At 57.8% G+C, this 22,524-nt stretch carries 21 protein-coding genes; 8 read left to right on the top strand and 13 right to left on the bottom strand.

All coding sequences use genetic code 11. The annotated features are described in order from the left end of the window. Positions 1 to 53: 53 nt before the first annotated feature. On the top strand, positions 54 to 689 hold the full coding sequence (locus ACWGXE_RS11595) for a peroxiredoxin (protein WP_447597927.1): 636 nt from the start codon (positions 54 to 56) through the stop codon (positions 687 to 689). Positions 690 to 770: 81 nt separating this feature from the next. Here the strand turns inward: ACWGXE_RS11595 and ACWGXE_RS11590 are convergent, their stop codons facing one another. Next, positions 771 to 2,984 carry a B12-binding domain-containing radical SAM protein gene (locus ACWGXE_RS11590; RefSeq protein WP_447597926.1) on the bottom strand — a complete coding sequence of 738 codons (2,214 nt, stop codon included), beginning with the start codon at positions 2,982 to 2,984 and terminating at the stop codon, positions 771 to 773. A gap of 338 nt (positions 2,985 to 3,322) precedes the next feature. Next, a complete protein-coding gene (locus tag ACWGXE_RS11585; RefSeq protein ID WP_447603713.1) occupies positions 3,323 to 3,397 on the bottom strand; it encodes a hypothetical protein in 75 nt (24 codons plus the stop codon). 317 nt (positions 3,398 to 3,714) lie between these two features. Between ACWGXE_RS11585 and ACWGXE_RS11580 the strand changes: the two genes are divergently transcribed. From ACWGXE_RS11580 to ACWGXE_RS11570, 3 genes are all read left to right on the top strand, one after another. Beyond that, the gene (locus tag ACWGXE_RS11580; protein ID WP_447597925.1) at positions 3,715 to 4,797 is read left to right on the top strand and encodes an aldo/keto reductase; all 1,083 of its coding nucleotides are present in this window, start codon (positions 3,715 to 3,717) and stop codon (positions 4,795 to 4,797) included. After that, entirely contained in the window at positions 4,794 to 5,615 is an 822-nt protein-coding gene (locus tag ACWGXE_RS11575) for a cyclase family protein (protein WP_447597924.1), read from the top strand. Before ACWGXE_RS11580 ends, ACWGXE_RS11575 begins: the two co-directional genes overlap by 4 nt. Positions 5,616 to 5,782: 167 nt before the next feature. Then, positions 5,783 to 6,535: an outer membrane protein gene (locus ACWGXE_RS11570; RefSeq protein WP_447597923.1), complete on the top strand. Its 753-nt coding sequence runs from the start codon at positions 5,783 to 5,785 to the stop codon at positions 6,533 to 6,535. 175 nt (positions 6,536 to 6,710) lie between these two features. Here ACWGXE_RS11570 and ACWGXE_RS11565 read toward each other — a convergent pair whose 3' ends face one another. The 7 genes from ACWGXE_RS11565 to ACWGXE_RS11535 form a co-directional block, all read right to left on the bottom strand. Continuing rightward, positions 6,711 to 7,118, bottom strand: coding sequence for a hypothetical protein (locus ACWGXE_RS11565; protein ID WP_447597922.1), 408 nt, complete (start codon positions 7,116 to 7,118; stop codon positions 6,711 to 6,713). Positions 7,119 to 7,170: 52 nt separating this feature from the next. Further along, positions 7,171 to 8,328 carry a hypothetical protein gene (locus tag ACWGXE_RS11560; RefSeq protein ID WP_447597921.1) on the bottom strand — a complete coding sequence of 386 codons (1,158 nt, stop codon included), beginning with the start codon at positions 8,326 to 8,328 and terminating at the stop codon, positions 7,171 to 7,173. Between the two features lie 119 nt (positions 8,329 to 8,447). Continuing rightward, positions 8,448 to 8,867 carry a peptide-methionine (R)-S-oxide reductase MsrB gene (msrB, locus tag ACWGXE_RS11555; protein WP_447597920.1) on the bottom strand — a complete coding sequence of 140 codons (420 nt, stop codon included), beginning with the start codon at positions 8,865 to 8,867 and terminating at the stop codon, positions 8,448 to 8,450. 132 nt (positions 8,868 to 8,999) lie between these two features. Further along, entirely contained in the window at positions 9,000 to 11,408 is a 2,409-nt protein-coding gene (lon, locus tag ACWGXE_RS11550) for an endopeptidase La (RefSeq protein ID WP_447597919.1), read from the bottom strand. 172 nt (positions 11,409 to 11,580) lie between these two features. Beyond that, positions 11,581 to 13,557: a hypothetical protein gene (locus tag ACWGXE_RS11545; protein ID WP_447597918.1), complete on the bottom strand. Its 1,977-nt coding sequence runs from the start codon at positions 13,555 to 13,557 to the stop codon at positions 11,581 to 11,583. A gap of 160 nt (positions 13,558 to 13,717) precedes the next feature. Continuing rightward, positions 13,718 to 15,247: an alpha,alpha-trehalose-phosphate synthase (UDP-forming) gene (locus ACWGXE_RS11540; protein WP_447597917.1), complete on the bottom strand. Its 1,530-nt coding sequence runs from the start codon at positions 15,245 to 15,247 to the stop codon at positions 13,718 to 13,720. Between the two features lie 157 nt (positions 15,248 to 15,404). Then, positions 15,405 to 16,577: a THUMP domain-containing class I SAM-dependent RNA methyltransferase gene (locus ACWGXE_RS11535; protein WP_447597916.1), complete on the bottom strand. Its 1,173-nt coding sequence runs from the start codon at positions 16,575 to 16,577 to the stop codon at positions 15,405 to 15,407. 19 nt (positions 16,578 to 16,596) lie between these two features. On the opposite strand from ACWGXE_RS11535, the gene ACWGXE_RS11530 reads away from it, so the two are divergent. Beyond that, a complete protein-coding gene (locus tag ACWGXE_RS11530) occupies positions 16,597 to 17,139 on the top strand; it encodes an NUDIX hydrolase (protein ID WP_447597915.1) in 543 nt (180 codons plus the stop codon). A gap of 714 nt (positions 17,140 to 17,853) precedes the next feature. On the opposite strand, the gene ACWGXE_RS11525 is transcribed toward ACWGXE_RS11530, so the two are convergent. From ACWGXE_RS11525 to ACWGXE_RS11515, 3 genes are read right to left on the bottom strand one after another with little or no spacing between them, the layout of a single operon-like run. Continuing rightward, positions 17,854 to 18,171, bottom strand: a complete 318-nt coding sequence (locus ACWGXE_RS11525; protein WP_447597914.1) for an iron-sulfur cluster biosynthesis family protein — start codon at positions 18,169 to 18,171, stop codon at positions 17,854 to 17,856. Further along, positions 18,172 to 18,471, bottom strand: coding sequence for a type II toxin-antitoxin system RelE family toxin (locus ACWGXE_RS11520; protein ID WP_447597913.1), 300 nt, complete (start codon positions 18,469 to 18,471; stop codon positions 18,172 to 18,174). After that, positions 18,437 to 18,640, bottom strand: a complete 204-nt coding sequence (locus ACWGXE_RS11515) for a hypothetical protein (protein WP_447597912.1) — start codon at positions 18,638 to 18,640, stop codon at positions 18,437 to 18,439. The genes ACWGXE_RS11520 and ACWGXE_RS11515 overlap by 35 nt, the downstream gene beginning before the upstream one ends. A 113-nt stretch (positions 18,641 to 18,753) precedes the next feature. Here ACWGXE_RS11515 and ACWGXE_RS11510 point away from each other — a divergent pair, with 113 nt between their 5' ends. Beyond that, complete coding sequence (locus ACWGXE_RS11510) at positions 18,754 to 19,473, top strand: SDR family NAD(P)-dependent oxidoreductase (protein ID WP_447597911.1); 720 nt, start codon at positions 18,754 to 18,756, stop codon at positions 19,471 to 19,473. 455 nt (positions 19,474 to 19,928) lie between these two features. Next, positions 19,929 to 20,279, top strand: coding sequence for a hypothetical protein (locus tag ACWGXE_RS11505; RefSeq protein ID WP_447597910.1), 351 nt, complete (start codon positions 19,929 to 19,931; stop codon positions 20,277 to 20,279). A gap of 164 nt (positions 20,280 to 20,443) precedes the next feature. On the opposite strand, the gene ACWGXE_RS11500 is transcribed toward ACWGXE_RS11505, so the two are convergent. Continuing rightward, complete coding sequence (locus ACWGXE_RS11500; protein ID WP_447597909.1) at positions 20,444 to 20,830, bottom strand: response regulator; 387 nt, start codon at positions 20,828 to 20,830, stop codon at positions 20,444 to 20,446. A gap of 480 nt (positions 20,831 to 21,310) precedes the next feature. Here ACWGXE_RS11500 and ACWGXE_RS11495 point away from each other — a divergent pair, with 480 nt between their 5' ends. Next, positions 21,311 to 22,345 carry an IS481 family transposase gene (locus ACWGXE_RS11495; protein WP_447597908.1) on the top strand — a complete coding sequence of 345 codons (1,035 nt, stop codon included), beginning with the start codon at positions 21,311 to 21,313 and terminating at the stop codon, positions 22,343 to 22,345. The last annotated feature ends 179 nt before the right edge of the window (positions 22,346 to 22,524 follow it).

The following is a 22,524-nucleotide window of genomic DNA, read 5'->3' as shown; positions in this document are numbered from 1 at the left end:
TACTCAATCTTCTCACAACAACGAGATGACCTTTTAGGCAGAAGGAGGACGATATGGCTCTACGATTGGGAGATGAGGCACCAAATTTTACGGCTGAAACGACCGAGGGATCTATCAACTTTCATGAGTGGATCGGCAACGGGTGGGCGATCCTGTTTTCCCATCCGAAGGATTTCACCCCCGTGTGCACCACGGAACTCGGGTACATGGCCCGGATCAAGGGGGAGTTCGACAAGCGCGGAGTGAAAATTCTGGCGATCAGCGTGGATCCGCTCGATTCACACCGGGGGTGGACCAAGGACATCAATGAGACGCAGAACTGCACGGTCAGTTATCCGTTGATCGCGGATCCGGACAAAAAGGTGGCCACGCTCTACGATATGATTCACCCCAACGCGCTCGACAATATGACGGTGCGGTCGGTCTTCGTCATCGGACCGGATAAGAAAATCAAACTCATGCTGACCTATCCGGCTTCGTGCGGGCGGAATTTTGACGAGTTGCTGAGGGTAGTGGACAGCCTCCAATTGACGGCGAAATACAAGGTCGCGACGCCGGTGAATTGGAAGGAAGGGCAGGATTGCATCATTACCCCGGCGGTCAGCGACGCCGAAGCGAAGACGCTGTTTCCGAAAGGGTTCAAGTCGGTCAAGCCCTATCTGCGGTACACCCCTCAGCCTAACAAATAGTTTTCAGCCGGTCCAAGAAAGGGAGCCGCCGAACACCGGCTCCCTTTCTTTTCATCGGACCTTTCTCTTCGTTATCGCGGTCTACACCAACAACAGTCCCGCCTTTCGAGTTTTTTGCCAGGCCGTCCCATTCCGGAATTCGCCGAAGTCCTGCCGCACCGCCTTCTCGAATTGTTTTCGAATGTCAATGAGCCGAGGATAGCCGGCACGATGAGATCTCTCCTCGGGGGTGGCTGCACGAATCAAGTCGGCAAGCCAGCGAGCCTGGGCTGGAGGAAGCGAGAGTACGACATCTGCCCCGCGAGTGGGCAAAATGAGCTTGGCTCGCGCTTGACCCACGGATTCGAACACCGGTCTTCCTCCGACCCACACGGCTCGTCGTTCCTGAGCGGTTTCGGGAATGTCCTGCTTGGCGGAGAGCGCCCGGCGGATCCAGTTGCGTCTGACAGACGGAGGCGCGAGCGGGCGGTCGAACCAGGAGCGCACATCCGCTTCCAATCCGTTTCCCTCCATATAATTGAACAGCGCCGTCCGCAACGCTGGGCCGATCCATTCGGACCGCGCGCCCGCCGGATCCTGGTGGAGGAGGTCATTCTCCGCGAAACCGCCGAAGGTGGGCCCATGGACGGTAATGCCGTGGGCGGCGGGGGCGAGGCCGATGGGACTATGCGCCGTGGCGACAAACTCATGCCAGAATGCGGACTGTAACAGGCCGGCTGCGAAGAGTTGGCGGACCCGTTCAAGGCTATCGATCGTCTCCTGAATCGTTTGTCCTGGGAACCCGTACATCAGATAGGCATGGACCAGGATGCCGGCGTTCCGCAAGGCGGAAGCGACCGCGGCGGTTTGATCCACGGTGATGCCTTTTTTCATCGCCGAGAGGAGACGGTCGGACGCAGCTTCAAGGCCGGCCGACATGGCGATGCATCCCGATGCTGCGAGGAGCCGGCAAAGATCCGTCGTGAAGGCTTCTTCAAATCGGATGTTGGTCCACCACGAAATCGCGAGACGCCGTTCCAACAAGGCCAAGGCCAGGGCCTTCAGGCCGGCCGGAGGAGCGGCCTCGTCCACGAAATGAAACCCGCGCCGGCCGGTCTCGCGTACCAACGTCTCAATGCGATCGAGAAGAATCGTGGTCGGGGCCGCCTCATAACGACTGATGTAATCCAACCCGACATCGCAAAACGTGCATTGTTTCCAGTAGCACCCGTGGGCCACCGTGAGTTTGTTCCAGTGTCCTTCCGACCACAGCCGGTGCATGGGGTTGACGCTGTCGAGGATTGAGACATAGCGGTCGAGATTGAGGCCGTCGTACGTCGGCGTTCCGAGCTCCTCCATCGACAGGTCCGGCTCTCGACAGCCATTGGAGAACCGGACGTGTCCGTCCTCGCGACGGTAGGTCCTGGAGAGCAGCGCCGGGTCGCGTCTGCCTTCGAGGTATTCCAGCAGGCACAAGAAGGGCCGTTCTCCATCATCCAGCGTGATGTAATCGACATAGTTAAAGATCGAGGGGTCCGAGAGGCGGCGTAGTTCCGTGTTCACATAGCCGCCACCGAGGACGATCGTGAGATGCGGACGGCGTTTCTTCAGTGATTGTGCGATGCGAAAGGCGCCGAATAGATTGCCGGGAAACGGAACCGTCAAGCCGATGATCGAAGGATTATGGCGATCCACATGCCGCCACAAGGCCTGAATGAGGAATTCATCGGTCAAGGCAAGAGGGGCTTGCAATGCTCGTTCAATCGTCTCAAACGATGAAGCGGAACGCCCGATGCGCTCCGCATAGCGATTCAAGGCGAAATGCGGCGTAATCACTTCAGCGACCAGGTCCATGAGATCCTCGAGGTAAAGAGTGGCACGGTAACGAGCCGCATCCGCCAGTGACATGTCTTGACGACGGACGGCATTGCGTTCGCGCGCCGTCGCAAACCGCGGGCCCTCCGGTAAGAATCCCTCTCGCGCGAGGTGAGGAGCGAACATGGGATCGCGCCCTTGCAGGAATGAAATAACCGGATCGATGGTGGCGAGGTACGCGTCTTGGAGCGCGAGCATCTGGCGGGCTTCTCCAGGCAGGCGCGCTACGCTCTCGCCGACCAAGCCAAAAATCTGTTGAAGCCCTGGGCCTGAAAATACCGACAGCATCATCTCGATGCCCAGATCGGCTTGGGACACGACATAGCCTCGGGAGCGCAAGAATCCCGTGAGATAAGCCGTGGACGGATAGGGGGTGTTCAGCTGCGTGAGCGGGGGTATCAGCAACAGAATCGAGCCGGTCGGCATGCAGGGGAATACCATACGACGGCGCCGCCGCGCCAGGGCGTCAGGTGCTGTTTCGGCAAGCCGCGGACAATGAATCGGCCGGCGCCGTGGCCAAATCGATGGCTGGACTGGATCGTTAGACGAAATCCTTGAATGTCTTGAGAGAGGTTTCGATGAAGTATCCGGTCCAACGATGGAAGCTCAAGTAACTCGCCATGGCCGGCGTCAGGTGCTGTTTCGGTAAGCCGCGGACAATGAATTGGCCGGCGCCTCGGCCAAATCGATGACAGTGGGCTGATCGCCGGTCGCCGAGGGGTCATAGAGGAGGATCATCGGCCTCATCCGGGCCTCGGCATTCAGACTGAGGACCAATCCTACCTTCCGGTCGGACAATTCTGTTGTCGAGAAAAGGGGTGAAGGAACCATGAGCAATTCAGATGGATGTACATGCCCAAGCGCAGGTCCTCCACCTGCACGGATCGGAGCGATTGTAGCTCTTTGCTCTCGAACGAAGATGCCATCGGGTGCCGTGGAAGCATTCCCTATCTTCTTACGTAGTGTTGGATACTACGAACCTGCCCGGTATGGTATCGGTGGGACAGTGGGAAACTTGAGGATGACGAAAGCCGTGCGATTTCAGTATGTTGGTGGGCCCGCTGTCCGTCCCGTCCCGGAATGATGCGGGCTTGAAGTCCGGCCGGCGGGAGGCGTACGGTACGTCGCTGGACGAACGACAAACCGCTTCAAGGCGAAAGAGGAGGCCTCCATGGCGGGACGAGAGAACAATCACGATTCGACACGCGACGCAGCCATCAATCGAAGAGAGGCCTTGAAACGGCTTGGATGGCTCGGTTCGACGGTTGTATTCGGTGGCGCATTGCAACTGACCGAAGGATGGGCCGATGCCGACTGGCCTGAAGATCATCGGCCTTCTGGTGGAGCCATTCCGAAACGGCCATTGGGGCGAACGGGGATCGAGGTGCCGATTCTCGGGATCGGAGGCGGCCATTTGCTCAGAAAAAGCCCTGAGGAAGGGATGCGCGTCGTGGACGAGGCTATTGGATCGGGCATCACCTTTATGGACAACGCCTGGGATTATGCCGACAATCGCAGCGAAGAAGCGATGGGCAAGGCCTTGAAAGGTAAGCGGCAGCAAGTGTTTCTCATGACCAAAATGTGCACCCATGGCCGCGGCAAGAAGGTGGGGCTGCTTCATCTCGAGCAGTCGCTCCGGCGCCTGGGTACGGATTATCTGGATCTCTGGCAGATTCATGAAGTGGGGTGTGAGGATGAACCGGCCCGTATTTTTGGGCCGGGCGGTCCGGCAGAGGCATTGGTTGATGCCAAGCAGCAGGGAAAGGTTCGCTTTATCGGCTTCACCGGCCATACGGATCCCTCCGTCCATCTCGCTTTGCTGCGTGAGCGCTTTCCGTTCGACACATGCCAGCTTCCATTGAATGTGTTCGACTCCGGATTTCGGAGCTTTGAGCGGCAGGTGCTTCCTGAACTCGCGCGGCAGGGCATCGCGCCGATCGCGATGAAGTCTCTCTGCGGCAACGGGAAGCCGGTCGCCGCAGGGATTGTGTCGGCTGAGGAAGCGATCAGGTATACGCTGTCCTTGCCCGTCACCACGCTGGTCAGCGGCGTGGATTCGGTTGAAGTGTTGCGGCAAAACGTCCGGATCGTGCAGCGGTTCGTTCCCATGACCGCGGCTGAAATGGAAGCCTTGCGGATGCGGGTCTCGTCGGAAGCGGCGGACGGTCGGTTCGAACAGTATAAAACCAATCGTCTCTGGTCGTGCGACCGAGGGGCGGCCGAGAAACGATTTGGAAACTTGGAGCAATCATGAACAAGCGCAGCGGCTCACATGAAAGAGAAGGGACATTGATTCGGGTCGGAGGCGGCTTGTTGGCCGCTCTGGTGCTGTGTCTTTGGAGCGCGGCCTCGGCGGAACTCGACGCGCGGAAGCTTCTCGACCTCACCTACCCATTGGACGACTCCAGCATTGCATGGCCCACCAATAAACCCTTTCATCGAGATCGGACGGCCTGGGGAATGACCGCGCAGGGTTATTGGTATGCCTCGGCCGATTTCTTCGTGTCTGAACATGCCGGAACCCATATCGATGCGCCGATTCATTTTGCCAAGGACCAGCCATCGGTCGATAGGATTCCGCTCGACCGCCTGGTGGCTCCGGCCGTCGTCGTCGATGTGCGAGAGGCGGTCGAGCGGGATGGCGACTATCGCCTTCGCGTAGAAGATGTCCTGGCCTGGGAAGCGCGGCATGGCCGCATACCGGCGGGGGCGATCGTGGTCATGCGGTCTGGGTGGGCAACGCGATGGCCGGACCGCGCCCGTTATCTCGGCAGCATCACACCGGACAATCCTGCCACGCTCCATTTTCCGGGATTCTCGGCGGACGCGGCACAGTTTTTGATCTCGGAGCGGACGATCGTCGGGATCGGAGTCGATACGGCCAGCATTGATCATGGTCCATCGTCTGATTTCATCGTCCATCAACTCATCAATGGCGCCGGCCTCTATGGATTGGAAAATATCGCTCATTTGGAACAAGTACCGGAGGCCGGCGCAATCTTTATCGCCTTACCGGTGAAAATCAAGGATGGAACCGGGGGGCCGGTTCGCCTCATCGCCCTATTGCCTTAGCTGCCGCAGCCGGCCGGAACCGCCGGGATCGTTTCCGATTTCCGGGCGACCTGCAAGAACTCCGTCATTCCTTTCTCCAATTCCGATTCCATGGTACGACAAGCAGGTGGCGATCAACGGCGTTCGCCTGGTTCATGTATGGTATGTCGGCCGGAAGGAGACCAATAATGGCAGTAATCGGACGAGCTGTTTGGGTAGGGATCGCCATTGTCGCATTGTGCGCGCTCTCAATGCATCCAGCCATGGGAGCCGATCCGGATGCCAAGGTTTCCCCTCCGGCAGCCGCGAAGCAGAACCAGTCGGAGACGGCCGAGGAAAAGAGGGAATTGTATGTCGGTCTCTTCATGCTCGGCACTATTCCAAGCAATCGCGCGCTCAAGTTCGAGACCGACCCCTACAGCAATACCAATGTGGAAGGCGGGCTCGGCGGGGGGCTGAAGGTCGGAATCTACCCGGCTTTTGCCCGACGGATCGTCGGGTTCGAAGCGGAATTGTCCGGATTCAACGGAAAGGTCAACGCGCCTCAGACCGTTTCCGGCGGAGTCACGCGTACCGCAGATTTTCGTTTGAATGTGTTCAATGCCATGGCCAACATGCTGTTTCGCTATCCCGGCAAAGTCATCCAACCTTATGTCGGTGCGGGGGTCGGTCTGTCAGGCGGCTTTGCCAGATCGATCAATGTGCAGAACAGTTCGGTGGGGACGATTCACGAAAATGCGGGGGATGCCGCCTTCGCGTATCAGTTGATTGGGGGAGGTAGAGTGAACGTGACGGATCGGCTCTTTCTTTTCAGCGAGTACAAGTACATGGTAGCCAATTATAAGTGGGAAAGCGAAGTGGCCGGTGGAGCCGGCGGCCCGTCATTCTCCTTGCCGTTTCGTACTCACATCGTCTCGGGAGGCGTCGGTTTCCGTTTTTAAATCCGCACCGCATTTCAATCCGAGCCCGCCCACATTCTCCTTTTGTCCCAGCTCAACGCATGATGGCGCAGCCGGGCCCGCGCGCCGTTCGTCACCCGTTTCTTACGAAACTGATTCCTCGGCTGAGTCGGTGAGAGGATAGGGCGAGGGAATGAAGGGACGCTGGGCGAACGAATTACAGATAATCGGCTGGATCAGACGTGGACGAACCGGACGGCTCTTTGGAGGATTTGAAACGGAGATGGAATTCATTGTTCCCGGCTTCCGGAGAGAAACGAAACGATCCTTCCGCGCCGACGTGCTCTTCCGAATGGGATTTGCCTTGCGGGTAAAGTTTGAGCTCAAACCGGCCTTCCTGGTCTCCCTCCTGTGACCCTCTCCGGAGGTTGCCTCCCCATTCGAGATGATCTTCGACCACGTCAAGGGCCCGGTTGAGCAGTGAACGTAGAAACTGCTTGCTGACTGCGATATCAAAGGGCTGATCAAAATCAAAGGCCCCTTCGTCCGCAATCGGACGTTTGTCCGCCGCCCAGACAGGACCCGCGAAGAGGACTGTCAGCATGACTGCCAAGAATGTTTTCATGGAAGTGAGTGTACGCCGGAATTCGAGCCGGATCAAGTTCACCGAGGACTGATTAACAGCGCGCAAGGACGGATTCTTTGCGGCTCCATTGCGAGGGCGCGTCCTCGCCGCCTGTCAGTTCAAGTTGCTCGCCGTTCAGCATCCTGATTTGGAATGGCGCGGTCTTCACCGGCGTGGTCACCAGCCGGAACCGATCTCCGTCGCGCTCCATCTCGCCGTTCCATATGACCGCCTTATAGAACTCCGATACATTGTTGGACGTGATCGACCAGACGAACTCTTCCTGGTGATCCAGATACTTAGCTGATCCTTCCCAGGACCCGAGCATGGCAGGTTCTACCGGAGGAAGACGCTTGACCGCCACCTTGTGCGGCACTCCCGTCAAAGACTTGTACAGAATACGGTCAAAGCGGGAGGGGCCTTGCTCCTTGGTTACCTTATCCCAATTGACATTGAGAATGCCGGTCGTGGAGAAGCCTTCCTTGCCATTGAGTTGATAAGTCCCGTGAAGAATATCTTGAAACGACTCGACCTGCCAGTGGCCTTTATCGGCGAGAACAGTGCCGGGTGTGACGACCGCGGCAGTCAATGACCAGTTGCCCGACTGTGTGAGCACGAGATGTCCTCTTGCATTGAGCGATCCCAAAGGCCGACATCCGTACCAATCTCCGGTCCAACTAGAAGACGAAACCATGGCGCCCAGGCCCGCCGAGGGAGCCGAAGCGGGCTGCAAGTGTGCAGCCAACCGGCGTGACGCAGCTTTTCCCAAATTAGTCACGGCTTCAATAGGAGGGGCCTGTTGCCGCGAAGTGATCGTCAGAGTGACCAGGGCCTCGTCCTTCAGAAAAGTCAGATGGACCCCTCCCGGTGGCGAGGCGGAGATGAAAGCGGCATCCCCAATATCAGAAACCGATGTCCGCTGATTCTTTTTCCGGTCGGCGGTGAAATGCGATTTTTTGTCCTTATCTGGCGCCTGATCAAGTTCCACGACCACGGTTTCGTCGGCATTTCGTTTGGCATGGTACAGGCATTGAGTATCGCTGCGTTTCTCAGGAGCCGAGACGGGCGTGCCGATCGCCAGCGCAACCTCGGCTTCCGTCACGAGCAGACAGGCATTGATGTGTTGTGAAACCGCGTCGGTTTGCGCCGTGCAGGCGACCACGGCCGTCGAAAGCAGAAGGAATGGCAGCCCGAAAACACGATTGTGCATGAAGAAATATCTCGGATGCGTAATCTAAATCTTCACCGGGATTAAGTCAAACCTGTCGGAGGCTCCGGTGCGAAATAGGATGCCTGCGTGGTCGAGGCTTGCGCCTCGACGCCTGCCGGTCAAGCCGGGACGAATTTCAACGCCGCCGAGTTGATACAGTAGCGTAGGCCTGTCGGCGGCGGACCATCTTTGAACAGGTGGCCTTGATGTCCGTCGCACCGCGCACAATGGACTTCAGTCCGCGGAAGAATCAACTTGAAATCCGTCTTGGTGCCGATGACCTGCGGCGCGAGCGGCTGCCAGAAACTCGGCCATCCTGTGCCGCTATCGAATTTGTGCTCGGAGGAGAAGAGCGGCAGATCGCACCCGGCGCAGTGATAAATGCCGGTCGCCTTGTTGTCGTGTAAGGCATTGTAGAACGCCGGCTCTGTTCCTTCGCGGCGCAGAATCTGGTATTGGTCGGCGGTCAAGAGCTTCCGCCATTCGTCATCTTTCCTGGTGACTTTCACGATCGGTCCCACGTCGGTTTTCTGTGCCATAACAGACCTCCATCAGCTGGTCTCATAAAGCCGCCGGATAAAGACTCTAACATATCCGTCGGAGAACGTGACAGAACCTTACCGGGAGATTGGGCCCGGCGCCGCTGTCGGCGCCGGGCCTGACCACGCGGGTCAGGAGACTGCGGCAGTGGTATGAGGGGCGGTAGAAGTATTGGTAGGTTTGGTCTCGGACAGGCCTTCGGCGTTGCCGTCGAAGGCGGCCCGTAACACTTCATCAATGGTCTGCACCAGGATGAATTCCAAGTCCTGCCGGACCTCTTCGGGAATATCCCTGAGATCCTTTTCATTGGCCTTCGGCAGAATGATCCGCTTCAAGCCCGCTCGGTGAGCGGCAAGGACTTTCTCCTTGAGCCCGCCGATCGGCAGAACGAGGCCGCTCAAGCTGATCTCTCCGGTCATGGCCGTATCGGTCCGCACCGGTTTGCCGACATAGACCGAAGCCAGCGCCGTCGCCATGGTGATCCCGGCGGAAGGCCCATCCTTTGGAATGGCGCCGGACGGAATATGGATATGCACGCCGTTTCGTTTGAATCGCGAGATATCCAGCCCCATCGCTTCCGCGTGACTCCACAGGTAGCTGCGCGCGGCGCGCGCGGATTCCTGCATGACATCGCCCAGTTGGCCGGTCAGCGTGAGATCATGACTACCGGGAAGCAGCGTCGTCTCGATATAGAGCACATCGCCTCCGACCGGCGTCCAGGCCAGACCGGTCGCCACGCCGGGGGGCAGCTGTTTTCTCGCTTCCTCCGGCATGAACCGCTCTTGTCCCAGCCAGTCGTCGAGATCCTCCTGTTTGATCGCGATGGTCTGCGGCGGCGCTTCCGCCGGCAGATCGGCAAATTTGATCGCGACCTTTCTGGTCAGCCGTCCGAGCATCTGTTCGAGTTGCCGGACTCCGGCCTCCCTGGTGTACCGGCTGATGATATGGTCGATCACCTCGTGCGGCAGGTCCACCTGCTCCCCTTTGATGCCTGCTTCTTTCAGCCGTCTTGGCCACAGATAGCGCACCGCGATTTCGCGTTTTTCCTTCTCGCTGTAGCCGTTCAACCTGATGATCTCCATCCGGTCCAGCAACGGCTGGGTAATCGTGTCCAGCGTATTGGCCGTCGTGATGAAAAAGACCTTCGACAGATCGAAGGGCAGGTCCAAATAATGATCCCGGAACGTATGGTTCTGCGCCGGATCAAGAATCTCGAGCAGTGCCGCCGCAGGATCGCCACGGAAGTCCCGCCCGAGTTTGTCCACCTCATCGAGCATCAGAACCGGATTGTTGACTCCGGCCCGTCGCACCGCTTGAATGATCCGACCCGGTAAGGCGCCGACATACGTCCGGCGATGTCCTCTCAACTCGCCCTCGTCATGCAATCCGCCCAGGCTGAACCGCTCGAACGTGCGGCCCATGGCGCGTGCGATTGACTGGCCCAAACTGGTCTTGCCGACACCGGGAGGGCCCACCAAGCAGAGAATCGGGGCCTTCGCTTCGGGGTTCAGCTTAAGCACGGCCAGATGCTCGACAATCCGCTCCTTCACTTCCTTGATCCCATAGTGATCCTCATCGAGCACTTCCCGAACTCGGGACAGGTTCAAACTGTCGGCCGAGGTCTTTTTCCAAGGAAGTTCCAGCACCAGTTCCAGATAGCTTCGAATGACCTGATGATCCGGTGAACTGGGCGGAATCTTCGCCAATCGTCGGAGTTCCCGCTCCGCTTCCTTGCGGACGTGATCGGGCAGTTCGGCTTCGGCAATCTTGTTCTTGAGGAGATCGATGTCGCTTTCCTCACCGTTCGATTCTCCCAGTTCGTCCTGGATTGCCTTCAACTGTTCGCGCAGGATGTATTCCCGTTGATTTTTCCCGATTTTTTCCCGTGCGTCGCTGGCGATCTTGTCGCGAAGCTGCAGGATCTGCACTTCACGGGACAGGGCGGAGTACAGATTGCGCAGCAAATCGACACGAGACGAAGCCTCGAGCAGCTTCTGTTCCCCGTCGAGGGTTAAATTGAGCAGCGACGCAATCCGGTAAGCCAATGTTACCGGGTCATTCTCCGCGCCCAGCGCTAGCATGGCTTCATGGATGCCGGGTGTCTGGATGAGCTTGGGAAGATCGGTCACGACATCGAGAATCGCACGATGCAGCGCTTCTGTCTCCGTACCGCTGTCGGACGGAGCAGGAAGATGGCGCGCCCGCGCGAGCATATAGGGTTCGTTCTGCTCCAGCTTGAGCAGGACAAACCGTTCCAAGCCCTGAATAAGAATGTTCAGTTGTCCCTCGGCGCCCCGGGCGGTCTGTTTAATGACGGCTTTGGTGCCGATTGTATAGAGGTCTTCGAGAGTCGGTTCTTCGGTATGCGCGTCCCGTTGAGCCACGACTAGGACAGTCTTATCTTCGCTCTTGAGCGCGGCCTCGACCGCGGCCACGGAGCGATGCCGGCCGACAGTCAACGGCATCAAGACACCTGGAAACAACACGGTGCGTTTCACCGGCAGCACAGGAAGATTCATAATCAGTGGACTTTCAGTCATCGGTCCCTCCGTTGACTCCATTCCGGGGTCGAGTCTTCCCCATCGATTAATCAAGTCGCACGAGAAAAAGTTCGCACGAGTACTAAGAAAGGGAGATAGCCACAGGACTCGGTGAGTCAACCCGTTGGCGGGTAACGGACTGAAAGGCAGAGGTTTTTAGAACGAAGGGGCTCTATTTATCGATGAAAAGCCCGCGATCGCCTTGCAAGAGGGTCCGGAAATTTCCCCGGCCTTCGGTTCCCGGGCTCGACCCGGTCAGGTAGGTATCGTGGCCGCCTAAATCAATGAAACCTGCCAGGCTCTTGTTCAGGCCCCATCCGTGGCCTTGTCCCACGAGATAACGATCGGCGCCTCCTTCATCAATGCACAGGGTCCAAGCCCCGTGATCCGCGATGCCGAGTCCCGTTGAAAGGGCCAAGAGATACTGATCATTACCCGTTCCGGCATCGATCATGAGGGCCGCGCTCTTATCCCAGGCGGCGGCGCCATTATAAAAAGGGCCGGAGGATTCATAGCGGTCATTGCCATGCCGGTCGAGAAAGAACCCCAAGCCGTAATGAGCCGCCGCCCCATGACCATAGCGGGCGGCCGTATAGATATCATCTCCATCGAGATCCATCATGACGCCCAGGCCGAAGAAGTATCCCAAGCCCTGGGAAAAATTGTCGCTCTGATACCGGTCATTGCCTGCCACATCAAGCAACAAGCCCCAACCGCCGGCGAGGTTGTAGCCCGACTGCGTCTCCCGTGACCCCATGACACGGGCTCCCACTCCGACACCAAGGCCGAAGCAGTCATATTGAAAGCCGGAATCGCCCGGCTGCGCAGTCGGTTGCTCCGCTTCATTGTAGCTGCTGGGATAGCGCCCTCCGCACCGATAAACATCGTTTCCGTCGACATCGATGACGGCTCCGACGCCCAGCGACGCTCCCAGCCCGATGCCGTAACCATCGGTGCGGTATTCATCATCGCCGTACCGGTCCACCAGGAGGCCGAGTCCTCCGAAGGCTGCTCCCAGCGAGAAGCGGCCGCCGATGTAGCGATCATTGCCGCGCCCATCATACAGAATACCCAGACCGGCAAATCCGGCTCCTCCACTGCCGGGTGCCAAGTAATACGCATCATCGCCGGCCAAATCGATGACCACGCCGACACCTAATCGCCCCGTGCCTAGCCCAAGCGGGGACGAATCGTACCGGTCGTTCCCTCCGAGGTCGATGACCACGCTGTGGCCGAGCTCAATGTTTCGGCTTGCCCCAATGGCGCCGCGATACGTGTCGGCGCCGCCGAGATCTATGACGACGCTGAAGTGGGCATCGAGGTTGTAGGTGTTGGGGCCGCTCCCTCCGATGACGATTAAACCATACGCAGTCTGGTGCGCCAGCAGCACATCGCCTGTGATGCCCGGTATTGAGTCAGACAACGGGCGCTTGTTGCTGAAAGCCACCGTCAGCCGCCGTAAGAACGTTTCATTGCCCAGACGAGTCAGCTGCTGAGCGGCGGCGATCATGCTGGAATAGTCCATTCGCTCCATCAATAGGCGGACAAATTCAATGTCTTGTCGTTTCGCTTCCTCCTGCATGCGATTCAATTCCGACGCATGCGGACTGAATCGCTCGACGATGGACGCGGCATGGTTATGGAGAAAGACGCGTTCGTCCTGGCTCAAATTGCGGAGCGCCTTTTCACGGTCCTCGTAGGCCTGTTGCAGGACATCTGTGAAGAAGTCGAGCAGTTGCTCGCCGGCCATGGAAGGAGGAAACGGAACGGGAGCGAAGGAGACGGCCGTTCGATCCAAACCGGCTTCCAGGACGTCGAGCAAAGCGGGAATGCTTTCGATGCTTCCTTCGGCCATTTCGGCTGCGAGGAGGCTGTGGCGCTCGAGCGTAGTCAAGGCGGTCCAGGGATCGGACAGACCTTGAAGCAACAGGCCGGCCTTATACTGAGCGGCCCTGTGGGAGGCCTCAGCCATTTGCTGCAACACAGTCGCCTCATGATCCCCGAGATGTCGGGAAATATCCGGACGAACGGCCGCCTGAACACGCTCGATCACGGATTCTCGCATGTGCGGCGGCGGAGGGCTTTGTCGTGCGCCCGAGGGAAGCATATCGCGCATGATGGTGCAGCCGGTCGCGAGCACGATCAGCATACAGAGGACACTCAATATGACATGTCCGGCCGGCCGGCCGTGGGAAAACCAATTCATCACCATTGAGAAGTGACATGGGAAGTGGGACCGAATGCTGCGGATAGGGCGGAAGGGCATCTCGCGATCATTGACGGCAGCTCAACAGCGACTAGAAGGGCAGTTAACGCTCGACGTGGTTCTCCTGTTCGGACAACAGGCCCGCATCGCGCAGGCAATCGTCGGCCCAATTTCGAATATCATGGGTCTCTAAATAGGCGCGCATGCCGCGCATCCGCTCGCGCCGGGCCTCCGGCTGCATCTCTAGCGCTTCCCTGATGGAATCGGCCACGCCTTCGTGATCGTACGGGTTGATGACGAGCGCCTCGGTCAACTCCTCCGCCGCTCCGGCCATTTGACTCACCAGGAGCACGCCCTTTTCATCGACCTGACAGGACACATATTCTTTTGCGACGAGGTTCATTCCGTCATACACGGAACTCACGAGCGCGAGATCCGCCATCCGGTAATAGGCCACGAGGATGTCGAGGCCGATCCGGCCTTCGCGCAGTTCAATAGGGCGCCAGCGGAGCGCTTGTTGGCTGCCGAGGCCGGACGCAAAGCCGTACCGTTTGTTGATGTCTTCCGCCGTCTCTCGGATCAATTCACGGTACCGGCGGTAGGTTTCGACGTCACCCCGCGTCGGTACGGCGATCTGAATGAAGGTGAACTTCCCTCGGTAATGAGGATACTGCTGAAAAAAAGCGTCGAGTGACCAAAAGCGCTTCAACAGACCCTTCGTGTAGTCCAGCCGGTCCACGCCGAGGCCGATCCGCACGCCCGGGTGGAAGACATGCAGCTTTCGCAAATCCTCCATGGTCCGCTCGATCGAGCGAGACTGTGCCCGTTCATTGAGCGACTGATAGTTGATGCTGATCGGCCGCGCGAGGATCTCTGTCGTATGGCCTCGATAGTGCAGCCGATGCTCATTGGAAGCGTCGAATTCAGCTCCGACGAATTCCTTCGCACACTCTACGAAGGCTCGCCCGAAGGTGGGTGTTTGGAACGTCAGAATATCGGCCGCCAGCAAGGCTTCAATGATTTCTCGACGCTCCGGGCAGATCCGAAAGACGTCCGCACCGGGCCATGGCGTATGCCAAAAAACCGATATTGGTTGCGACGGCAGGACCGCTTTGATCATTCCCGGGAGCAAGGCCAGGTGAAAATCATGAATCCAGACGAAGCCCGGTCGTTCCTGTAACTCGGCGAGCACCGCTTCCGCAAAGCGGCGATTCATCGCTTGGTAAGCATGCCAATAGATCTTGCGGTATTCGACTCGGTCCAGCGTGATATGGCACAGCGGCCAGAGCACCTGATTCGCATAGCCAAGGTACCCGCCTTTGACCTCGTTGGTTTCGAGCCACACACGCCGGAGTCGATAGGCTGGAGAATCAGGCGGCACTTCGACGGTCATCTCATGATCCACCACCTCTCGATCGGCTTTGCCGCTGCCCCACGCGATCCACGTGCCGCCCAGTCGATTCATCACGGGATCAAGTGCGCTGGTGAGGCCGCCGGAAGTTTTCTCCCAGACGAGCCGTTCCTTGATATGGCGATGTTCGTACGGTTCCCGATTGGAGACGACGATCAGACGAGAAAGTCCGGAAGGCTCCTGCGGCTGTAGCTCTGTAAGTGGCGCCTGCGATGAACTCATAATAGGGATGCATCGCTCATTGCTGATGCATGCCAAGCTTCACCATAAGAGTCTGCTTGCACACTGTCAAGCCCGGAATTGGTCTGGCCTAGCCGCGCGAACGTTTCTCGCTGCAGCGACATCGCAATGCAGCGGGAGCGTTCGCGAACAATATAGGTTAGTCCGGTTTCATGCGATGCGGCCGGCGGTGACTGCCGCTGAGGATGCGGAACTCGTAGAGCCGGCATTCGAGGGCGCCGTTGAACAGCGGGGTGCGCTTGGACGGGGAGAGCCGCAACAGCTTGGGAAAGCGTGCATCCCCTGTGAAAAAATACGCAGTCCAGCCGGCGAACCGTTGTTTCAACCAGTCGCCCAGTCGCGGATAGAACATCGCCAAGAGTTCAGCTTCTCCGACTCGATGCCCGTACGATGGATTGGAAATGAGCAGCCCGGCGGGAGCCGGCGGCTGCTGGTCAAGGACTTCGCCATGAGAGAGTTGCACCGACCCGGAGACGCCGGCGGTTTTAAGATTAGCTTCCGCCGATTCGAGCGCCCGCTTATCACGGTCAGCCGCGTAAATCGGCACGGGACAGGAAGGCAATTGCCGGGCGATGCCGGAGTCCCGCAGTGAACGCCAGGCTCGTTCATCAAAATTCAGCAGCTTCTCGAACGCGAAACGCCGCTTGCCTCCCGGCGGGATCCGCTGCGCCATCCAGGCCGCTTCGATGGGGAAGGTGCCGGCTCCGCACATCGGATCGAACAGCACCTGATAGTGAGGCCAGCCGGCCAGGCGCAGGATGCCGGCGGCCAGATTCTCGCGGAGCGGCGCATCCGCTGATTCCTGCCTCCAGCCCCTTTTAAAGAGAGGCTCACCGGACGTGTCGAGATAGAAGGTGCAGCGGTTACGGTCAAGAAACACCGCGACGCGCACATCGGGATTGCGGGTGTCGACGTCAGGCCGGCGTCCGGCGGATATTCGGAAACAATCACAGATTGCGTCTTTGACGCGCAATGTCACGAAGTCGAGGCTCTTGAGCGGGCAGTCCTGCGCGCTGACTTTGATCTTGATAGTCCGCCGTGCGGGGAACCAGGCGTGCCACCTCAGTCTGTGCGCCGCCTGATAAATATCCGCTTCGGTCCGGTACGGTGTCTCTCCCAGTCGCCACAAGATCCGGCTGGCGATCCGGCTTTCAAGATTCGCCCGATAGCAGACCGCCCATGATCCCTCGAACTCCGCGCCGCCCGCGGTGATAGCGACCTGCTGCGCGCCGAGTTCCCGCAGTTCATCGCCGAGAACCGGTTCAAGGCCGCGCGGGCAGGGTGCAAAGAAGCGGTGATTTGTGCTATCCATTCTGTAGCAATCGTGGTCTATGAAATTCTGTAGCCAATGCGGCTGCGCCGTCAGCCAAAAGATTCCGTCGGGGGATAATCTGCCCCGGTTCGTGTGCGACACCTGCCAGACGATTCATTATCATAATCCGAAAATCGTGGCCGGCTGCATTCCTGAATGGCAGGATCAGATTCTCTTGTGCCGGCGGGCGATCGAACCGAAGGTCGGGCTGTGGACCTTTCCCGCCGGCTTCATGGAAACCGGAGAGAGCACGGAGGAGGCCGCGGCCCGCGAGACTTTCGAAGAGGCCCATGCGACGGTCAAAGTATTGTCCTTACACGCCGTGCTGAGCATCCCTCATATCAGCCAAGTCTATATGGTGTTTCGCGGGATGATGCAAGAGCCGCTGTTCAAGGCCGGCCTTGAAAGCCTGGAGGTGAAATTGTTCAAGCCGAGCGACATCCCATGGGATCTGCTCGCGTTTCAGGTCGTGCGCGACGCGCTCAGGCGCTATGTGCAGGACCTTGAACGGGGTTGCTTCTCCGTGCACGTCGATAACGTGCCGCCGCCGCAAAAGTTCTAGGTTCAGGTCAGAATTCGCACCATAGAGGAACAGCATGTGCAGCCGGGTCATTCAGCGTTTAGGGCAATGGAAGCCGGGCTCGGCTCCGCACTCCTCGGAGCGGCCCTCCCGGTCTTGCCGTGCGGAAGCCTTCCGAAATTCCCGTAGCTGTGGTCGCCAACGACCACAGTGCCGTGGTCAGTACCGGTCTTCCTTCACGACAAGGCCTCTTTTGGCACCCCCGCTCTTTCAGTGATGTCGGCGTCCCAGCTTTCCTTGCCCGGCGCTTTTCTTCACTGAATGTTGTGGTGGTGTGCCGCGACGGGTGGAAGGGCCATTTATGGGGGGTCTTCAATCGCGAAGCACTACAAAACCGTCACGCGAGCGATGGCCGCGTCCTTCAGCCCCCTTCATGCGACAGAATAGGATTGCACCGGATTGCTGTTTGGACTTATCCAGTTCTTCGCACTGGAGGAGTTCTTCCTGCTCAGTTCGCGGTGCTGCAATCGCCTTACCAGTTCAATTAGGAATTTCGGCTGTTCGCAGGCGCTTCGCACCACCGCGAGGAAGAAAAAGTTTAATCATTGCAGAACTCACCGGTTGTCATAGTCGCAAGTTACCAGCGGACGCATCTTGCTCGAATTGAGGCTTAAGCCCAAGTACTTTGTGTGTTTTCCTATCGGAGCGTCGCTGGCGCAGAAGCGCAGCTTGTACTGGTAAAAAAATGGTTTAGGGTTAATTCAACTGCGGCAGGGTCAGTTTGATCAAGTTGGGATCATTGGGATGGAGAAACTTGAAACCTTCCGGTTCGCGATAATCAAGCGTGATGCCGTCCATGCGCGGCGCACTCTTGCCTTCGATGGCAATCGTCACACCATCCAAGTCCTGCACATCGTCTTCTGGTTGGGCGGTATTATCCAAAACGATACTGAAAGAGAGCCGCGTCTCGTCAATATCGGTAAGCGTGATGCGAACGACCGGGTCTTCCGGATGTTCTTCGATAAGGGTCTTCAGCTTCTCAATGGCCGAGAGGGTCACGTTGAGCATCGGCATTCACCTCATCTCCCGTTCGTGGGCGATACAGTGGATATCCACCATCTGCTCGCCACGATCGATGGAGTAAAAGATGCGCCATTCACCGACTGAGTATTTCGACATCCCGGGGAGGTCCGGTGAGAGCGGTTCATGGCGAAGGTTTTCCACGTTCGAAGCCAGCCATTTGGTCTTTTCAAAGAGCCGCTGCGCGAGGGGTTTTTCGATCCGTTGCAAATCATCGGCGACTTCAGGCCGGAATGAAAGACGGAACCAAGCCATGGCGTTACCAGCGAAGCCCAAGCTTTTCGGCGATGTCATCGCCACTGATCCGTCCGGTCGAGGCCAAGGACCGTTTCAATCGTTCGCGCAACGCCTCGCCCATCGGCGCCCCAAGATCCGGATCGCCGAGCAATTCGCGGAGCCGATCATCGACCAGGCCCTTCACGAGTTCTTTTAGTTGCTCCAGCGTTAAGTCTTGTACGCCCACGATACTGTTCTCCTTCCAACGCCCTATGATGCGGACATTCCATATTCTGTGCAACGGCCGTCCCGCAGTCTAGAGAGAGACGGCGCGGGAAAGCAATGATGAAAGGAGCCGATATGAAGCGGTTGGCTGACAAGGTCGCGATTGTAACGGGCAGCAGCAGCGGAATCGGCAAGGCGATCGCATTGCGGTTTGGGCAGGAGGGGGCGAAAGTTGTCGTCGCCGCGCGTCGATACACTTTGTGCGAGCAGACCGCGGCGCAGGTCAGACAAGCGGGCGGGGAGGCCTTTCCGATCCAGACGGACGTCGGTGAGGAGCATCACGTCGAACGATTGATCGCGGAAACGGTCAAGCGATACCAACGGCTCGATATTCTGGTCAACAATGCGGGTATCTTTGGCGGCCGGCATCTGGCGCAGACGACCACGCAGGCATTCGATGAAGTGATCAATACGAACCTGCGCGGGACGTTTTTCTGTTGCCGAGCGGGATTCAAAGTTATGCAGAAGGGTGGCGGAGGCGTGATTATCAATATGTCGAGCGTCGCCGGCGTCCAGGCTTGGGCCGGCACCGGCGCCTACAGCGCATCAAAGTTCGGCATCATGGCGCTGACCAACACGTTGGCGGACGAAGGAAAGAGCTACGGGATCAAGGTTTGTGCAATCTGCCCGGGCGGCGTGGCGGATGAACTTGTCGATGCATCGAAAGAAGAGATTCTCTCGAGCAAGAAAATCGATCCCTTCGATGTTGCGGAAACGGCGGTGTACCTCGCGACATTGGGACCGCGCACGATCGTGCGACAGATCGTGGTCGATCGGATGGGGGCGGATTGGTAGGTCAGGTTTTCAAGACCAACATATGGAGTAAATGGCAGACCAGTCCGATGCTGATCCAATGCAAGAATGGCAGGAATGATGCGCGAAATAGCGGCGGGGTGTGACTGCATTCATTGCAGGTTGGTAGCGCTCGGCAGTGCCTGGACGGTTACACTCACGGTTACAGTGACACTGTGCCAAGCAAGGGCGGCTATTGCTATGCCTAGCCGAGCATAAGTAGCTTCCTTATCAGGGAGTTCCTCTTTCCAAAAATAGCCGGGGTACGGGGAGATTTTCATCACCAAGAGAGGGGGGTCAGGTCGGCTGACCACTACGATCTGAAGATAATGCGGGTCCAGAACCAGGGGAATTCCCCAGTATCCGAGCACTGATTCGCTTGGTATGGTCGCGCCGCCACCATGCTGAGTAAGACCATCGCTTCTATCATTCTAAGTCTGATGTTTTGCGTACCGCGCATGACCACTGCATCAGCCCATAGTCTGGAGGAACTAGACCGCTTATATGGGGATGAACCAATCCCACCTGAACTCGTCGAGTTGACAAAAGAGCTGAATATGACGGCCGGTGCCAAATCGATTCGCGAACAAGTCCATGAGAAGCAGCACCAAGTTCTGAAGCAATACCTCCATGCTCGCATGGAACGTAAGTGCGAAGACGCGCTCACCAGCGTTTCCCGCCTGGATCAACAGATCGTGGCGTTACAGGCACAAGGGCAACATGAAGAAGAACAGGTTAAACGAAAGGTACGCGATGACACCGCTCTCTTCATTAAGAGATCCTGTTCCTCGGCATCACCAACTAAATAGGCTTTCACGGGATGAAGCCAGGGTACCTCTGTCACGCTCTTTGCGACGCTGCCAGATGACAAACAAGCTGTTCTCGTGGGTCACTTCATGCTCAGGGCGTTTGTATGACGGTAGGACCACCGGACACCGAGCGAATAGCCGCCCCGTTGCTGGGCTGACGAATTTTAGACAGCGCGGTTACAACATCGGGTAATCGTCGGGTAGAGATCTTCCACAATGCAATCTTTGTCGAGATACCTGGTGAAACCAGCAGGGAAGAGAGCAGTCGGCATGCTGACGTGTTCTAGAACGGTCAGTCCGACAATAATCGTGTCGGGATATTCTTGGTTGATAATTCCCGCGGCCTGGATGCCGTCCATCTGCGGCATGTTGATGTCCATGAGAACAACATGGGGTTTTAGCATGCGAGCATACTGGATGGCTTCCAGTCCATTGCGTGCCTCTCCAACGATCTGTATATCCTCATAGGCTTCAAGGACGCTTCGAATACCTTTCCGCATAAACGGCTGATCATCGACCAGTAACACGGTCTTTGTCGGGGCGGGATGCATGAATGATCCTGTTCAAGAGCGTACACCGTATGAGCTATGGTAACGCTCCAGGTTACCGCGCTGCCCTCGGCATGGCCCTAGTTTAAGGCCAACCAGGTGAAAAAAATCTGTGTACCCCAATGGACCGGGGATACCTTGCTCCTGTTTTGAGGAGTATGCCTAGCTTGCCAAAGGACCGGATACTTCTATGATGATGAAGTACCGGCTAATCTTTTTTAGGAGTCGATGACATGCAAACTAAGCAGACGGCGAGGACAGCGGCGGGGACAAGTGTAGGTGGGACTTTGTGTGCCCACCGATTTGACGTGGCAAAGATCGGACAGCGATATATCCCGGACTTATGGATGTGCCGCTATTGTGGCCAGCGAGTCCGGCGCAAGAGTGCTGGTAAACAGCCCAACGCCTAGCTTGAAATGTGAAAGCTAGAACTTAATCTGACAGTCAGGTAGAGTCCTCCTTCTTTCGAAAGGAGCGAGGACAATGACGACGGAGCAGAAGATCATCAAGGCCAAAGTCGGCGTGTTGGAACTGGCGAAGCAGCTCGGTAATGTCTCCAAAGCCTGTCAGCTGATGGGGTATAGCCGAGATAGTTTCTATCGGTTCAAAGAACTCTACGACAGGGGCGGCGAGGCCGCCCTCCAAGAGATTTCGCGACAGAAACCCCTCCTCAAGAATCGGGTGGCGCCTGAAGTGGAGCAGGTGATTGTGCAGATGGCCATTGAGCAGCCGGCTTGGGGGCAGGCCCGCGTGGCCAATGAACTGCGCAAGCAGGCCCTGACGATTTCCCCGGCGGGCGTGCGATGCATCTGGCTCCGCCATGATCTCGAAACGATGCGGAAACGATTGAAGGCGCTGGAAGCGAAGGTGGCGCAAGAAGGTCTGGTGCTCACCGATGCGCAAGTGGTGGCGCTCGAGAAGGCCACCGCGGATAAAGAAGCGCACGGGGAATTCGAGAGCGCATGTCCCGGCTACTGCGGCGCGCAGGACACGTTCTACGTCGGGACGTTGAAGGGCGTGGGCCGGATCTATCAACAGACCTTCATCGATACCTACAGCAAAGTCGGCTTTGCCAAGCTATACGACCGAAAGACGCCGGTGACGGCCGCGGAATTGCTCAATGACCGAGTCTTGCCGTTTTTCGAGCAGCACGACATTCCGCTGAACCGTGTGCTCACCGATCGCGGCACGGAATACTGTGGCGCGCCGGAGCGCCATGAGTACGAATTGTACCTTGCCGTGGAGAACATTGATCACACGCGCACCAAGACGCGGCATCCCCAGACCAACGGGATCTGTGAGCGGTTCCACAAAACGATGTTGAACGAGTTCTACCGCGTGGCGTTCCGGAAGAAGATCTATCGGACGCTGGAGGAACTCCAGGCCGACCTGGATGCATGGATACAGGAGTACAACGAGCAGCGCCCTCATCAGGGCCGCTGGTGCTATGGCAAGACGCCCATGCACACCTTCATCGACAGTGTGCCGCTGGCCAAGGAGAAAATGTTAGCGGCCTAAACCCGGTGAGGACTCGCTGTCTGTCAGATGAAGTCTTGAGTTATACACTTGAAAGTATGCCCCGGTTCGGCCACGCGGCGGACATCTGCTACAAGCCGGCCGCCGCTCTACGTCTTGGAGCTGCTTACTTATTTCTCTTGCCGTTGTAGCGTGGTGACGTGCCCCTGGTCGGTCACATA

The sequence above is a fragment of the Nitrospira sp. Nam80 genome, from assembly GCF_965152575.1.
This window is presented reverse-complemented; position numbering and strand designations above follow the sequence as displayed.

What these genes read in the sequence shown, in the direction of transcription:
- ACWGXE_RS11595 (WP_447597927.1), top strand. Translation starts at nt 54, where the DNA reads ATGGCTCTACGATTGGGAGATGAGGCACCAAATTTTACGGCTGAAACG.
- ACWGXE_RS11590 (WP_447597926.1), bottom strand. Translation starts at nt 2,984, where the DNA reads ATGGTATTCCCCTGCATGCCGACCGGCTCGATTCTGTTGCTGATACCC.
- ACWGXE_RS11580 (WP_447597925.1), top strand. Translation starts at nt 3,715, where the DNA reads ATGGCGGGACGAGAGAACAATCACGATTCGACACGCGACGCAGCCATC.
- ACWGXE_RS11575 (WP_447597924.1), top strand. Translation starts at nt 4,794, where the DNA reads ATGAACAAGCGCAGCGGCTCACATGAAAGAGAAGGGACATTGATTCGG.
- ACWGXE_RS11570 (WP_447597923.1), top strand. Translation starts at nt 5,783, where the DNA reads ATGGCAGTAATCGGACGAGCTGTTTGGGTAGGGATCGCCATTGTCGCA.
- ACWGXE_RS11565 (WP_447597922.1), bottom strand. Translation starts at nt 7,118, where the DNA reads ATGAAAACATTCTTGGCAGTCATGCTGACAGTCCTCTTCGCGGGTCCT.
- ACWGXE_RS11560 (WP_447597921.1), bottom strand. Translation starts at nt 8,328, where the DNA reads ATGCACAATCGTGTTTTCGGGCTGCCATTCCTTCTGCTTTCGACGGCC.
- msrB (WP_447597920.1), bottom strand. Translation starts at nt 8,867, where the DNA reads ATGGCACAGAAAACCGACGTGGGACCGATCGTGAAAGTCACCAGGAAA.
- lon (WP_447597919.1), bottom strand. Translation starts at nt 11,408, where the DNA reads ATGACTGAAAGTCCACTGATTATGAATCTTCCTGTGCTGCCGGTGAAA.
- ACWGXE_RS11545 (WP_447597918.1), bottom strand. Translation starts at nt 13,557, where the DNA reads ATGCTGATCGTGCTCGCGACCGGCTGCACCATCATGCGCGATATGCTT.
- ACWGXE_RS11540 (WP_447597917.1), bottom strand. Translation starts at nt 15,247, where the DNA reads ATGAGTTCATCGCAGGCGCCACTTACAGAGCTACAGCCGCAGGAGCCT.
- ACWGXE_RS11535 (WP_447597916.1), bottom strand. Translation starts at nt 16,577, where the DNA reads ATGGATAGCACAAATCACCGCTTCTTTGCACCCTGCCCGCGCGGCCTT.
- ACWGXE_RS11530 (WP_447597915.1), top strand. Translation starts at nt 16,597, where the DNA reads ATGAAATTCTGTAGCCAATGCGGCTGCGCCGTCAGCCAAAAGATTCCG.
- ACWGXE_RS11525 (WP_447597914.1), bottom strand. Translation starts at nt 18,171, where the DNA reads ATGCCGATGCTCAACGTGACCCTCTCGGCCATTGAGAAGCTGAAGACC.
- ACWGXE_RS11520 (WP_447597913.1), bottom strand. Translation starts at nt 18,471, where the DNA reads ATGACATCGCCGAAAAGCTTGGGCTTCGCTGGTAACGCCATGGCTTGG.
- ACWGXE_RS11510 (WP_447597911.1), top strand. Translation starts at nt 18,754, where the DNA reads ATGAAGCGGTTGGCTGACAAGGTCGCGATTGTAACGGGCAGCAGCAGC.
- ACWGXE_RS11505 (WP_447597910.1), top strand. Translation starts at nt 19,929, where the DNA reads ATGACCACTGCATCAGCCCATAGTCTGGAGGAACTAGACCGCTTATAT.
- ACWGXE_RS11500 (WP_447597909.1), bottom strand. Translation starts at nt 20,830, where the DNA reads ATGCATCCCGCCCCGACAAAGACCGTGTTACTGGTCGATGATCAGCCG.
- ACWGXE_RS11495 (WP_447597908.1), top strand. Translation starts at nt 21,311, where the DNA reads ATGACGACGGAGCAGAAGATCATCAAGGCCAAAGTCGGCGTGTTGGAA.